The sequence below is a fragment of the Paenibacillus sp. FSL W7-1332 genome (assembly GCF_037969785.1).
GTDB lineage: Bacteria > Bacillota > Bacilli > Paenibacillales > Paenibacillaceae > Paenibacillus_AQ.
This window is the reverse complement of record NZ_CP150209.1, coordinates 1,184,389-1,198,844: the sequence shown is the minus strand read 5'-3', so window position 1 is coordinate 1,198,844 and position 14,456 is coordinate 1,184,389. Positions and strand designations below refer to the sequence as shown.

The 14,456-nt window shown below is 54.6% G+C and carries 11 protein-coding genes; 4 read left to right on the top strand and 7 right to left on the bottom strand.

Annotated features, from left to right (window positions below; genetic code table 11):
* The first annotated feature begins 96 nt into the window (after positions 1 to 96).
* From MKX98_RS05135 to MKX98_RS05125, 3 genes are all read left to right on the top strand, one after another.
* A complete protein-coding gene (locus MKX98_RS05135; RefSeq protein ID WP_009592352.1) occupies positions 97 to 432 on the top strand; it encodes a PadR family transcriptional regulator in 336 nt (111 codons plus the stop codon).
* Positions 433 to 434: 2 nt separating this feature from the next.
* Complete coding sequence (locus tag MKX98_RS05130) at positions 435 to 1,097, top strand: DUF1129 family protein (protein WP_194541004.1); 663 nt, start codon at positions 435 to 437, stop codon at positions 1,095 to 1,097.
* Positions 1,098 to 1,223: 126 nt separating this feature from the next.
* Positions 1,224 to 2,162, top strand: coding sequence for a hypothetical protein (locus MKX98_RS05125; protein ID WP_339221788.1), 939 nt, complete (start codon positions 1,224 to 1,226; stop codon positions 2,160 to 2,162).
* A gap of 141 nt (positions 2,163 to 2,303) precedes the next feature.
* On the opposite strand, the gene ilvA is transcribed toward MKX98_RS05125, so the two are convergent.
* Entirely contained in the window at positions 2,304 to 3,572 is a 1,269-nt protein-coding gene (ilvA, locus tag MKX98_RS05120) for a threonine ammonia-lyase IlvA (RefSeq protein WP_071221525.1), read from the bottom strand.
* Between the two features lie 147 nt (positions 3,573 to 3,719).
* On the bottom strand, positions 3,720 to 4,622 hold the full coding sequence (locus MKX98_RS05115) for a LysR family transcriptional regulator (protein ID WP_220686504.1): 903 nt from the start codon (positions 4,620 to 4,622) through the stop codon (positions 3,720 to 3,722).
* Between the two features lie 149 nt (positions 4,623 to 4,771).
* Between MKX98_RS05115 and MKX98_RS05110 the strand changes: the two genes are divergently transcribed.
* A complete protein-coding gene (locus MKX98_RS05110) occupies positions 4,772 to 5,863 on the top strand; it encodes an NADH:flavin oxidoreductase (protein WP_220686505.1) in 1,092 nt (363 codons plus the stop codon).
* Positions 5,864 to 5,941: 78 nt separating this feature from the next.
* On the opposite strand, the gene MKX98_RS05105 is transcribed toward MKX98_RS05110, so the two are convergent.
* The 5 genes from MKX98_RS05105 to MKX98_RS05085 all read right to left on the bottom strand — a co-directional run bounded on the left by MKX98_RS05105 (position 5,942) and on the right by MKX98_RS05085 (position 14,423).
* Complete coding sequence (locus MKX98_RS05105) at positions 5,942 to 7,819, bottom strand: DUF2264 domain-containing protein (protein WP_339221783.1); 1,878 nt, start codon at positions 7,817 to 7,819, stop codon at positions 5,942 to 5,944.
* A 94-nt stretch (positions 7,820 to 7,913) separates the two neighbouring features.
* Positions 7,914 to 9,050, bottom strand: a complete 1,137-nt coding sequence (locus tag MKX98_RS05100; protein WP_339221781.1) for a glycoside hydrolase family 88 protein — start codon at positions 9,048 to 9,050, stop codon at positions 7,914 to 7,916.
* 16 nt (positions 9,051 to 9,066) lie between these two features.
* Complete coding sequence (locus MKX98_RS05095) at positions 9,067 to 10,941, bottom strand: heparinase II/III family protein (protein WP_339221779.1); 1,875 nt, start codon at positions 10,939 to 10,941, stop codon at positions 9,067 to 9,069.
* Positions 10,942 to 10,999: 58 nt separating this feature from the next.
* Positions 11,000 to 12,619, bottom strand: coding sequence for a helix-turn-helix domain-containing protein (locus tag MKX98_RS05090; protein WP_339221778.1), 1,620 nt, complete (start codon positions 12,617 to 12,619; stop codon positions 11,000 to 11,002).
* Positions 12,612 to 14,423 (bottom strand): histidine kinase, encoded by a 1,812-nt coding sequence (locus tag MKX98_RS05085; RefSeq protein ID WP_339221777.1) that lies wholly within the window; start codon positions 14,421 to 14,423, stop codon positions 12,612 to 12,614. Before MKX98_RS05085 ends, MKX98_RS05090 begins: the two co-directional genes overlap by 8 nt.
* Positions 14,424 to 14,456: the final 33 nt, after the last annotated feature.

Genomic DNA, 14,456 nt, shown 5'->3' with positions numbered 1-14,456 from the left:
TTGTCACTCGTCATTCATCATTCCAATTGGCAGCCTAGCCTCCACACGACCAACTACCTTGCATAGCAATATACTTGAAGGAGGATAATCCTATTCATGACCACCCAAAGTCAGATGCTAAAAGGCATTCTCGAAGGCTGCATTCTCTCGCTCATGGAGCATCGGGAGGTATACGGTTATGAGCTTAGCACGCTGCTGGAAGACAGCGGGCTAACGTTTGTGAGCGAAGGCAGCATTTATCCCCTGCTGCTTCGCATGCAGAAAGAGCAGTTAATCGAAGGGACACTTCGGCCTGCGCCCGGTGCCGGGGGGCCCCCACGCAAATACTACAATTTAACCGATAAAGGCCGACAGGTTCTTCAACAATTCAAGGAGCATTGGGGAACGCTTAAAGATAGTGTGGACCACATTCTAACCCGCGGAGGACAGTGAACATGAATACCAAACAGATGATTAAAGAGAACAATCGACTCCAGGATGCCATGAAACCAAACAACCTGAGCTATTACCAGGACATGGTGGTCTATATCCGCAGCAGCTCGGTGCAGGAGCAAAAAGGCGAGGAGCTGCTGCTCGAAATCGCCCAGCACCTGCTGGACGCCCAAGCCAAAGGCAAAAGCGCCGAGGACGTATTCGGAAGCGATCCCGAATCCTACTGCAAAGAGCTGGTAGAACAGCTGCCAAAAATGAAGGGCCTCAGCAGTCTCCAATATCATCTCATGATCCCGTGGATTGCCTTAACCTGGTTTTTCTTCGTCCAAGCGCTGGTCGGGTTCATCACGATGTGGGCCGGGGGACCGGTTGAACGCATGACGCAGGTCCGTATTTCTACCCTGATTCTGATAGCAGGCGGTTCCTATGTGCTGATCCACGCATTGTTAAGATCGATGAAGAGCGACACCTTCAAGCCGGAGGAGGACAAGCGCAAGATTAATGTCCGCAATATGGGGATTTATGTCGCCATCACCGTATTGATTCTGGTTGCCGGCGTGTGGCTGGGGCGGCTGCTGCCGGTTCTGACGATTGCGCCATGGATCAGTCTCGTCATATTCCTGGTCGGAATCGCCGGGACGAAGCTTCTTTTTTCGAGCAAATAATACAAATTCGTCATGAATTCGCGGCTTGCGCATAACAAAATCTTTAATATTTTTTCGTACATTGTAAACTAATGTTCTATAGAAGATGATAGGATAAGGGTAATGTGTGGTAAGGGAGGAATATATATGTCAAAATCCAAAAAATCCGCGATTGCTGCCATCCTTGCACTTATTCTAACGATCCAGACCGGCGTCATCGCTAACGCAGCACCTGCATCCGTATCCCAAGCTGGTTCAACCGCAGTTTCAAGCAAAGCTACCGCCTTCGGCAATGCAGTGTACAACAAAGCGAGTAAACTTCTGAAGGAAACTGACGTGGCTTATGCCAAGGCCTACATCACCAAGCATATCCGCAGCGTTACCCCGTATCAGGCGACCATGCTGGTCCTCAAACTGGAGAATGCGATGAACGATGCACTCCCGGCAAAAACCGATAAGGTGTATGAAATCGGCATTCAGGATAAGCTGATGAACCTGTACAAATTCGGGGAGCCGATTAACACGACCATAAACAAAGCCAAGGACGACACGCTTCGGAAGGTGCTCATCAACCTGCGGGACAGCGGCTACAGACTGTATACGACCGAAGGCGTCATCTTCCCGATTATCGACTATACAACACTGAAACCATACAAGCCTTACATCAATAAGGATCTTCAAGCCTACATCGACATCATGATTGTGGAGTCCGAGAAGCCTGCGGTCAGTGATGCCGCCTTGGTCATCCCTTGGTCCGAGGTCATTGAACGTGGACTCGCGCAGGAGGCTTTTATCACGACATATCCTAAATCAAACCGGACCGCTGACGTGAAGCTGAAGCTTCGTTTTACGGAGCTGAGCTTATTCTACGGTTATAACAATACGCCGCTATTCAAGTACGAGGACAATCTACTTGATCCGGAAGTGCGGCAAGCCTTCGATAGCGTGCTCAAGGACAGCGACGCCGTCTCCAAAAGCGCTCTACTGAAAAAGCTGAAGTCCTGGTCTGAAGTGCTTGAGAGCAACAAGGACAAGTTGACCCAAGAAGTGGAGCAGTATCGTGCGAAGGAGGTTCCGCTCGACTAGAGGAACGAACCACAAATTCACCAACGTTAAACAAGATCGATAACCTAATGAATAGCTATCAAAAAAAGCCGGATTCCCGTTTGTAGGAGAATCCGGCTTTTATACGTGGTCTGTGCCTATTTATCGCGGTCTGTGTACCTCTTAAATCAGCAGATTGAACAGGTTCATGTTCTTGTTCAGCTCTGTATAATCCAGACCCTTGCGCTGCATCCGCTCTACCAGCGGACCGTAATCCTCGGGCCTTAGCAGCTCGATGCCCACCAGGGCAGGCCCGTCTTCCTTGTTATGCTTCTTCGTGTATTCGAAGCGTGCGATATCGTCGTCGGGACCCAGCACTTCTTCCAGAAACTCGCGGAGTGCTCCCGCACGCTGCGGGAAGTTGATCATGAAGTAATGCTTCAGCCCTTCATAAATCAAGGAACGCTCCTTGATTTCCTGCATCCGGTCGATATCGTTATTGCCGCCGCTGATGATGCATACGACCGTTTTTCCGCGAATCCGGTCCCGGTTCATATCCAGCGCCGCCACGGCCAGCGACCCGGCAGGCTCTACAACGATTGCATTTTCGTTATACAGCTCCAGGATGGTGGTGCAGGCTTTTCCTTCCGGTACCGTCACGATGTCATCAACAAGCTCGCAGCAGATATCGTAGGTCAGCTGCCCGACACGCTTAACGGCTGCGCCATCCACGAATTTGTCGATCTCGTGCATGGTGACCACCTCACCCTGCTTCTTGGCCTCGATCATGGACGCTGCGCCGAGCGGTTCAACGCCAATCACTTGCGTCGTTGGGCTGACGGTTTTGACATATGTTGCCACGCCTGCGGCAAGACCGCCGCCACCAATGGTGACAAACATATAATCAGCCGGAGCGTCCAGCTCCTCCATAACTTCCATCCCGATCGTGCCGTTGCCCGCGATGATCTTCGCTTCATCGAACGGGTGAATAAAGGTCATGCCATACTCATCACAAGCCTTGATCGCCTCAGCATAAGCATCGTCGAAGGTATCACCTGTCAAAATGACCTCGACACTGCCCCCGCCAAAACGCTTCACCTGCTTCACCTTCTGATTCGGGGTTGTACTCGGCATATAAATCTTGCCTCTAATATTCAGCGCATTACAGGAGAAAGCCACCCCTTGCGCATGGTTTCCCGCACTCGCGCACACGATCCCGTTACCACGTTCCTCGTCTGACAAGCTGCGAATCATATTGTAAGCGCCGCGGATCTTGAAGGAGCGAACCACCTGCAAGTCCTCGCGCTTCAAATACACTTCGCAGTCATACTTGGCTGACAGCACAGCGTCGCGCTGCAGTGGCGTCCGCACGATCACTTCACGAAGCACGTGGTGTGCGCGTACGATGTCCTCCATGCTGACTGCCCGTTTTGCCGTATACGTCTCTTCCATTCTCTCGATCACACTCCCACTTCGCTGCCAGGTAAACGTTGATCCTTCCGCTACCCTCATTTACGTATTTCTATCATTGTATCACTTTTCATGAAAATATCCCGCCCTTTTCTGGCAAGCTTTCGGAAACTGGAGATGTTTTCAAGATCAGGAGGCCTGAATTCCAGTCGAATTCAGACCGCCCGCTTCTCTGACGCATTCCGCGAAAGCGGCAAACGCCTTGCTGCGGAATGATTCATTGCGACGGAGTAACCGGGTCGTGGCACTGCGATACTCTTCCGGTACGGGGTAGGCCGTTAATCCTGGATCGGACCAAGGAATCGCCGATGCCGGCAGAAGCGCGCAGCCCAGTTTGGCCCGTACGCAGCTGAGCATCGTTTCCAATGTGCTGATTTCGATCATGTTCGCTGCGGCGATCCCTTCGCTGCTTAGCCATTCTTCGTTAGACTTCCGGAACGGACATCCCTTGGGAAATACGATCCAAGAAGCACCCGTTAGTTCGAATGCCTTGAATGCCCCCTCCTCTTCGGATTCCTCCGACGAAGCAAGCAGCGACACCTCCTCCCGGATTTCCAGCTCGCTCACAAGCAGCGACATATCATAATCACCGGTAATGAACGCACCGTCCAATCTACGGCTGAGCATGCCTTCATAATGCTGTGGAGATGTTCCGCTAACGAGAGATAGCGCGACCTCCGGATAGGTTCGTTGAAAGTGGGACAAGGCCTGAATAAAGGATGGCGATGTCGCCATCGTCTCCACGACGCCGATCACAAGCGGACCGCATGGATAGGGCGGCTCCTTCACGGCGGCAACGGCTTCCTCAGCCATGTCTAGAATCTCCTTGGCATATCGATAGAGAACGAGCCCCCTTTCCGTGGGAGTGACTCCTTTGGGATGCCTATCGAACAATGGAACACCCAGCTCGGACTCCAGCTTGCGAATGCGCGCCGTCACGTTGGATTGCACATACCCCATCTTCTCGGCAGCACCTGATACGCTGCCTTCCTCCACGATGACGGCGATCGTCCTCAGATCCGTTAAGTCCATCCAGCACACCTTCTTGGTATCATTTTTTTTGATACATGTATTATTTTCTATCATTTTACAGTATAGACCATGCGAAATACAATCAGAACATACCCACTAACAAGCGTCGGTCGCCATAAGAGTGATCAACCATTAAGGAGGACAAAACCATGCATTCATATCCCAACCTGCTAACCGAAGCTTCATTAGGATCTTTGAAACTGTCCAATCGGGCCGTACTCTCGCCCATGACTAGAACGAGCGCGGAGCCAAATGGCTTGGCAAACGACCGAATGGTCCGATACTATCAGAGATTCGCAAAGGGCGGGTTCGGTCTGATCATTACGGAAGGCCTTTATCCGGATGACGTTCAGAGCCAAAGCTATCTCAACCAACCCGGCATGGCGAATGACCAGCAGGCCGCGTCCTGGAAGCCTGTCATCGAAGCTGTTCATCGGGAGGGAAGTAAAATCATTGCGCAGTTGATGCACGCCGGGGCCCTGGTTCAGCATGAGCGATTCATCCCGGTCGCGCCTTCAGCGGTGAAGCCGGTGGGCGCCATGCTTGAGGACCATGGAGGAAGCGGAGAATTCGCCACCCCTCGGGAGTTAACGCAGCCTCAGATTAAACAAACGATCCAGGATTTTGCGCAAGCGGCACTCCGCGCCAAGGCTGCTGGATTCGACGGGGTTGAAATCCATGCGGCAAACGGCTATTTGCTCGATCAATTCCTAACCGATTACACCAACCGCAGAACGGATGAATACGGCGGGTCCACGGAGAATCGGATTCGAATTGTCGTTGAGGTGTTGGAAGCCATTCGGGCAGCCGTTGGCCCGGATTATACCGTTGGCGTGCGGATTTCCCAGGGCAAGGTCAACGATTTTCATCATAAGTGGGCTCAGGGAGTTGCGGATGCTAAGACAATATTCGAACAATTGAGCGGGGCCTCGCCATCTTACATTCACACGACGGAGTACAAAGCTTACGCCCCCGCTTTCGCTGAAGGCGAGACCACCTTAGCCGAGCTTGCCGCAACATACGGCGGTCTTCCCGTCATCGCGAACGGCAAACTCGGCGAGCCGGCGGTCGCAGAACGAATCTTGGCTTCTGGCCATGCACATTTCGTTGCGATCGGCACCAGCGCCTTAGTCAACCCGGATTGGGTGAATAAAGCTCGGGCAGGGACAGAGCTGCGGCCCTTTAATCACCAATTTCTGCAGCCCATCGCCACGATCAGGGAGGATGAGGTGCTTCTATGAAGCACACGAAAGCCGGGGTTATCAATCCCCCGGCTTTTGTAGTTTAGATTTATATGAAGGCGAATGACGGCATGCCCGTTAGTCCATCGGAATCACGATGACTTTCCCCGTCTGTGTCGTTATTTTAATCTCACGCTGGCCGATTTCTACACCCAGACCCTTTGTTACGGCAACCATGGAAGGCTCCTCGACGACGTGAGGACCTGGATCGCCGTGCACAGCCGATATGAGCCAATGGGTTCCGGGTTCGAGCGCCGCCATCAACGTAGGAATGACGGTGCGGGGACGCAGGAGATTGGTATTGGCATGGGGATAGATGAGCTCTGCTGTATCGTAACCGAGCATGCCATAGATGGCGCTCGTGCCGAAGGTGCCGGAAGCCGATGCTGCCCCTTCTCCCGCCATGGAGCTGTTTAAAGATCCCAAGCCTAAAGCAAACCCGCCTTCTGCAGCATCAAGCATTCTTCCCGTGCTGATCCGATGGATGCGAATATGCCAAGGGAGCCCCGCCGCTATCCAGGTCCGTACCTCCACGTCTCTCCACGGATTCCATCGTGCATACAGCACGTGCTCCTGAATCCATGTTTCCTCGCATAAACGCTTGACCCGGAACAGCCGATCACCTTCGCTAAGCGCCAGCATGGAATCGTAAGCCCCCTGGGCCAGTCCCCATTCTGCCCTCGGAACGCTGAATGCAAAGGCGGTTGAGTAAACAAACTTCTCGTACTTGGCGGAAGTATGCGTATGCTCGTTCGTAGACGGATGGCCCGTATTGAACGCGGCCACATGGCCGGTCTGCTGATCCCGGCAAAACACCAGATGCGCTTGCTCCTGCACCGAAATATCTCCCGTCTCCGGCAGTTCCTGCTCCTCGGCCGTCCAGAACGGATGCTCGTCCGGCAAAGCCAGGATCAGGAACGTCTTCAGCGACCAGTACACGGAGCCGGCCGCGTTATAATTCTCCGACATGATCCGGTTTGGGTACGCGTAGCCGATCGTCAACACGCCGTCCCGGTCGAATATGGGCTGCTGAAACCACCATCTGAGATTTCTCAGGATCAGCCCTTTTAGCTCACCCGGACGAAACCCTTCCAGCCCGGCATAGGCCGCAGCCGACCAGAAAGCCGACTGGGCAAAGCGGTACGTCAAGCTGCGCCCATAAGGAACGGCCGCCCCGTCGGGGGCGAACCAGTGGACGAAATCGCGGGCAAACAACGCTGCCCGCTCCCTGTAGCGCCCGGCGCGTTCCGGGTCCTCCTCTCCCATCAGCTGCGCATAGATCAGACCGTAGAAGTGAAAGGCATACGGCACGTAATAATCGCTGTGCCCCCCGATTCCGTCGCTGTACCAGCCTGCATCCAGATAGAATTCCTCAATGCGCTGGAGATTGTTCTCCAGCTGCTCAGCATCGTACGGCAAGCCTGCTTTGAGGAAGCCAACGTTGACAAACACATGAAAAAATAGCCAATTGCAATCATGACAAGGGTGATGGTTGATCTGATCGAGCCACTGATAGAGGTTGCTCCTCTCCTTCTCGTTCAGCAGCTGCCAGATTCGCTCCGGAATGAGGGCGAAAGCCAATCCGAATACCGCCATCTCCACCAGCCGTTGGTCATAATCGTTCACCTTTCCCCAATACTCCGCATGCGTCGGATCCGACCCTGAACGTATCCCTTGGAGAGACAGCTCCCACAGATCCCCATGGGATCCGCCGGCAACGGCGGGTACGAGTCCCCACAGGACTCGCGAGAAACCCTCCATCTCCGCAATATCGGCATAGGCGTCGGCTCCCGATCGTTCAAGGATTAATCGTGCTCGCCCCTCGCTGTACCTTTTATTCAGAGGCTCGAGCAGTTGGGTTAGTGCTTCCTGCACATCGTCTCTTGTTCGCAGCGAATTCCGGGCAACCGGTTGGGTCAAGCCGCCATCGGGATTCCCCGTTGCTTGTATGCTCATCTTGCATTCTCACTCCATTTCCGGCATGCTTCTGTTATTCATTACCTGTACTTCTACATCTCTTATCCTCTTACACGCATGTACTTTTTTTACGTCATTCCCAGTAAAACGGCCCCTTCCCTCTCAGCCGCGCCACGCCTTCCACAAAGAAAAAGTCGCCATAAATTAAGGGCACGTCGATATTCCGTCCTTCCGGATAATGGCTGGTCCCATGAAGAATCAAGCCTTCCTCCCCATCGTTGTCCCATGTACCGTAATTCCGGTACAGCGATTCCAAAATCCGGACCGCGGATTCCCGGTATACGGCTGCCTGTCCCTGATCCACCTTGTCGGCCAGAAGCAGCAGCCCGCTGGCGGCGCAGGCTCCGGCGGACGAATCCCGGTAGATGCGGGCTTCATCCGGCGCGCGGAAGTCCCAGTATGGCACATGGTCTTCCGGAAGGTTCGCCAGGAAGAAATGCGCCACCGTTTTGGCGGTATCGAGGTATATCGACTTGCCCGTATGATGGTAGGCAAGCGTTAAGCCGTAGATCGCCCACGCCGTCCCCCTGGACCAGGCGGATTCGGGCGCAAAGCCCTGCCCGCCGATCCCTTCCACACGTTCACCGGTAACCGGATCGTATCGAACGATATGATATACGGAACCGTCCGGCCGGACGAAGTCCCGGACCACCGTGTCCATATGCGCTTCGGCAATATGCCGGTAGCGGGGATCGCCGCTGAGCTCGGAGGCCAAAAACAACAAGGGCGTATTCATGGCGCAATCGATGATGGCAAGCCCGGCGTTATCCTCCCCTTCCGACCATGGATTCCAGGCTCGAATATATTGGCCCTTCAGGTTGAAGCGTGCAGCCAGGTAGTTAGCCGCCTTGAGCGCGCGTACCTTGGACTCTTCGCTGCCGGTCAGCTTGTAGGAAGCCATACTCGTTAACGTCCACATGAAGCCGAGATCGTGATCCAGTCGTACATATTGGTTCAGCACGTCATCCAAAATGAGCTCGCACTGCTCGGCGGTCGTTCTAAACTCCGCCCGGCCGCTGTCATTGTACAGAAGCCACAGCATCCCAGGCCAAAAGCCGGCCGTCCACCAATGCGGCGGCTCCAGCTGGTAGACTCCATTCTGGCTGGCATGCGGAAACCCCGCCCCAATCCGCGTTACGTTTCGACGCGTCTTCGCAAGCGACTTCTCCCAGGCCTCCGTCAACCAATTCAAAGCGATCTCCGTTTTCATTCCTCTCCACTCCTGTTCATATGAATTGAAACCTAAAGTCGATATTCGCATGCAAACCGGGGGTCTTCACTTTAAAATCAACGGCATACCAAGATGATTCCTTGCCGAAGTGGTCACGGAAGACATGGCTTGTCAGCTCAGGCTCCACCAGCTTGCTGTCATATTGGATCAGCAGGCCTGGCCCGTCATCTAAGGCCTGAACAACTTCTGATCCTCCTGCCTCTGCTTGCTCATAAGTACCCGGTGCCCGCAACCTAACAACCTGCCGGCCATCCATCAGCACCAGCTCGGGCTGTTTCCTGGTGACGATCCGCTCCACCAGACTCTCCGGGGGTGAATCGAACGTAAAACGGTCGCTCAGCGTCAGCTCTGGCCGATCCCTCTTCTTGTTCCACTCCAGCGTCCTCGTGAATGACTGAAGCGCCGGAACCCGGTAGGCCGAGGCCAGCTCAAGCGCAAGCCGATCCACGGCTTCGCCCGTCACGGCTTCCCTTACAACCGCGGCGCTATCCGGGCCCTCTTGCTGGTAATGGCCGTCGATGATCGGCACGGAGTGTCCTTGGGAGCCGTTGCAATCATAGCCATACCGTCCTTCGCCGAAATACTCCGCCGTGTACTCGCCGCAGCCGAGGTCCGAGCACCATACTTCCCCGGCGCCGTAAAGGATAAAATGCCCGAGATCATTATGGTTGTGCGGCTCGCCGTTGCTGCCGCCCTTGGCGGCAAACGCGTACACTTCGCCTCCATGGGAGCTGCGGGAGATCAGCCACTGGGCATCAGGCAAATAATAACTCGCCTCTCCCCAATCGCTTCCCGCCAGCAAGGGGTTCCGCCAGATCAGGTTGCGCAAGGCCGGAGCCCAGCGGCTGCAATGGTCGTCGCGGTAAGCCGACCGGAGAGACTGCGGCGGAGACTCGAATTCTCCGTACAATCCGGTCAGATAATGAGACAAGCCGATGTGCACCTTGCTTTCCGGTTGCGAATCGGAGAAGTTGACGACGGCCTTGCCTGCCAAAAAGCCCTTTTGCTGAAACAAGGCGATGCGGCCTACCTTCTCGGCACGGAACCAGTCCAGCTCGCCTCGGGTGCGCTTGCGCAGCAAATCGGCATAATACACGAAATACCCGAACCCGTAATTCCAGTATCCCAGCCCTTCCAGACAAGCTCCATCGGGGCCAAAGCCCTGCAGATAATAGTCCATGCACCACTCCGTCTTCAGCAGAATCTTTGCAAGAGATTCCCCGCTTTCCATAAGCAGCAGCGCGGCAGAGCCGATGGAACCGGCACAGACGGCTGACCAATTATGCGTCGCGGTCTCCCAGCCGTGCTCATGGCTTAGGAAAGGGGTGAACAACCGCGCTTCAACCTCCTCCTCGATTCTTGAGATCAGCAGCGAAGGCAGATGGTCCCGCAGCAGCATGCGGATTTCGCTGAGGGTAAACCCGGTCTCGGCGCTGAACAGATCAATCGTCCCTTTGATGCCGCCCGGCGATTCCGCGTTCAGATGCGCCGGTAAACACCAGGTATACTCATCGCAGATGGACCAGACCATCTCCTGGAGAGCCGTCCGGTACGCTTCCTTATCAGACTCGAGAAGGGTCAGCAGGGCAAACGTATTCAGCCGGAGCCTTCGCTCGAAATAAACCTTCTCATAGTCCAGCCTCGTTCCATGCCGGGCAAACCGGGTGAATAAGTCATAGGTCAGCGGCGGATTCGGGACAGACAGCAGCCGTTCCCCTTCCTCGCGAATCTCGGATATGTCCTGCTCGTAATCCCCGCTTCGCTGAATGCCTTCCCAGAAGGATCTCTGGTCCCTGCCTTGGTAATACATCCGCCGATCGGCGGGAGCCATCCCGTTCACAATCGTTGTCAGCTCCTGCATTCTGTTCATCGGACTAAGGCCTCCTCCCCATTTCGGCGCCCGTTCAGACGCCCGTTTCATCTCCCGTTCAACCGTTCCGGAACTCTACAGGGGTCACCCCCGCATAAGCCTTGAATGTCTTGCTGAAATAACTCACATTGTCGTAAGCCAGACTTTCGCAGATTTCCCCGACCGTGCGGTCCGTCTGCCGCAGCAGCTCCTTGGCTCGCTCCATCTTCATCCGGGTGACGTATTCGATGAAGGTGACCCCCGTTTCTTTCTTGAACATGCGGCTGAAATAGCTCGGATTCAGGTGCAGACAGCCCGCAACTTCATCCAGCGTGATCCTCTGATCAAGCCGTAGGGACACGTATTTGCAGGCCTCCGCCACTTCCGATCTTCTGCTGCCCCCGAATCCCCGATCCATGGCCTGCATGGTGGATTCCAAATAATCGTGAAGCCAGGATTTCAGCTCGTTCAAGGAATCCATGTCCATGATCTCTTTGTGCAGCGCATCGGCCGTATAAGTGGGTGACAACGAATGCAGAAGATGAAGCCTCAGCTTCAGATCCAGCAGAAGCTTCAACACCCAGTCCTTGACCGATTCTAGTGCGTACCGCTTGCCTTGAATCCATGCGATCCACCGATCGACCGTATCGCGCACCGCGCCGGAGCCTTTGCCGAGCAGCGATTCCCGCAGCTCCGAGCTGGCCCGGTCATAATAAACGAAGAGATCGGGATCCCCATGCAGACTGTTCTGTTCAAGCGTTCCGTTCAGTTTCGTTATCTCCTGCGGCTCCAGATAGAATCGTTGCTGCCGGCTGGCCAACAGTTCATTGAGCCCTGCCTTTAAACTTTCTGGATCAGCGCACCCCCGGCCGATCAGGAACGACATGCGGATTCGCAGCACGCGCTCGAGCATCCGCTGCACCTCCTTCAGGCAGGCGGCGGCATCATCGTAAATGTTGCTGCCCAAGCCGGGGCGATACGAGAACAGGAGCAGCGAAGACTTTGCATCGTATATGACATGGGCCGCACTCGGATTCAGCTGCTCCAGCACCTCCCGCAGCACGTTGCCCAGGGCAAAATGCAGCGTCTGGTTGGAGGCGAAGCGGTGCTTGATATCCCGGACATCCTCCAGGTGCCCGACGACGGGAAGGCAGTGGGAACCCGGCTTCAATATCCCGTACTCCGACAGCTCATGCCGCCATTTTTCGGGTGACAGCAGGGGCTGGTGTATGAAATTTTTGAGGCTCTGCTCCTTCCGCAGCTCCTTGGATTCGTCCACCAGATGGATCATCCGCGACCGTTCCCAGCCCTTCTGTGCTTCTTCGTCCATTGCCTGCTTGAAGCGCCTCAGCAGCTGTGCCAGCTCCTCGGGGTCGAGCGTGTCCTTCAGCAGATAATCCTGCACGTTCAGCCGCATAGCCTGCTGGGCATATTGGAATTCGTTATGGCAGGACAGAATGGCGATCCGCACATCGGCTTTCACTTCTTTGATGCGTGCGGACAGCTCGAGCCCGTTCATTTTGGGCATGCCGATATCCGTAATCAGGATATCCGGAGGCGAAGACTTCGCATCCTCCCAGGCACTCATGCCGTTCTCATAACTTCCCATCAGATTCAAACCCAGCTCATTCCACGATATGGCCTCCGACAACAGCTCGATGACGGGATAATCATCGTCCACCAGCATCACGTTATACATCCGCATTCCCTCTTTCCGGTATAAACATCTCGATCACCGTTCCCTGGCCAGGCTCGCTGTAAACGTGACATTGAAAAGCCTCGCCGAACACCATACTCATCCGTTCCATCACATTTTGAAGACCGATATGGGAGAAGCTGCCTCCGCTTGCCTCTTCCTGTGTCGAGGAACCGGCGGAGCCGCCTTGGATTCTGCGTGCAATCGACTCCCTGATGGCTTCATCCATGCCGATGCCGTCGTCCTTCACCGCCAGCACGAGGTGCCTGCCCTTCATGGCGGCTGCAATCCGGATCATCCCTGCCTGCTGGTTGAGCCCATGGATTAATGCATTCTCCACGATCGGCTGCAGGAAAAAGCGCGGCACCTTAAAGAGGAAAGCCTCCGGCGCGATATCCAGCTCCAGCCTGACCTCCTCCTTCTGCCTGAGGTTCATCAGGGCCACATAATGCGAGATCAGGTCGATTTCTTCGTGAAGCGCAATCTCGTCCTCCTCGCGGCTGATCGTCATGCGGAGCAGCACGGACAGGGAGCCGATCATCTTGGCGCTTTCGGGATCGCCCCGTTTCATGACCTTCATCCGGATCGAATTCAGGACATTGAATAGAAAGTGGGGATGGATCTGGGCTTGTAGCATTCGGAGCTCCGCTTTTCGTTTTCTCGCCTGGTTCTCGGATATTTCCGAAATCATGGCTTTGAACCGGTCCAGCATGTCGTCGAATAAATGACCGAGCCGACCAACCTCATCATTGCCATGAACATTCGACCTTACTTCCAGATTTCCGCGCTGCACGGCGGTTGCCACTTTGCCAAGCTTGACCAACGGCTTCGTAAACGCGCGTACAAGGGCAATGAGCAGCAGCAGAAAGATCAGAAAGAAGCACATCTGAAACCAGAACACCCGGTTAAAAATCGAGTTGATATTGACGATCGCATCCTTGTACGGCTGCATCAGCACCAGGCGCCATCCGGCAAACGGAATGTCCTGGTGTACCATCAGCTGTTTCTCCCCCTTCATCGGTACGATCGAATACGGCTTATCTTGATCCAACTCATCAAGATAAGCAAAGGTCGTTCCGATCTGGTTCTGATAACTGCCGGAAACGATCGTTCCCTTGGCATCCAGCAGCACCATATCGTTGCCTTCCGAAAGGGAGTTGAAGATCCCGCTGATCTGATCCTCCATGAACGTTACGATCACGTAGCCATATATCTCGGAATCCGGCAGCCTGAGCGTGCGCACCACCGATAGCTGCGTCGGATGATCGATTTGGTCGGGGAGGAACATCGTGGCCTCCGGCTCCGTCCATAGAGACTCCAAGCCTTGCAGCTCCGAAATCCGGCTGAACCAAGGGCGCTGCCTGTAATCGAGCGGATTGTAATCGCTTACGGAATAATTCATGTAATAGGAGCCGTTCTCTAGGATGACGGTCACATAACTTTTCTCTCCGACGACCGTCAAGCTGTCTAGATGCTCCAAAACCCGGTTGGAGTCCATAAATCTGCGGTAAGGATCCGGGTCTTCGTTGCCGGAGACCACCTGCTTGAAGTAAGAATTCAACCCGGAATTCATCTGAATATAGTTGGCGATATTGATTTTGCTTAAGAGCAGATTCGTCACCGATCCGCGGACCAACTGAAGGGCATCGCTTGCGTTGGATACCGCCTGCTGCCTCAAGGCTTCCTTCGTTAACGAATTATACAGAATCAAGCTGACGATGGCGGGAACGACGATGCAGGTGATGGCAGCTAATATCAGCTTATGCCTGATGGAGCTCGGGATCAGGCTCTTGAGTCGTGCGGGCATAGGATCCACCTCGGGTATGGCGTGACGGGAATG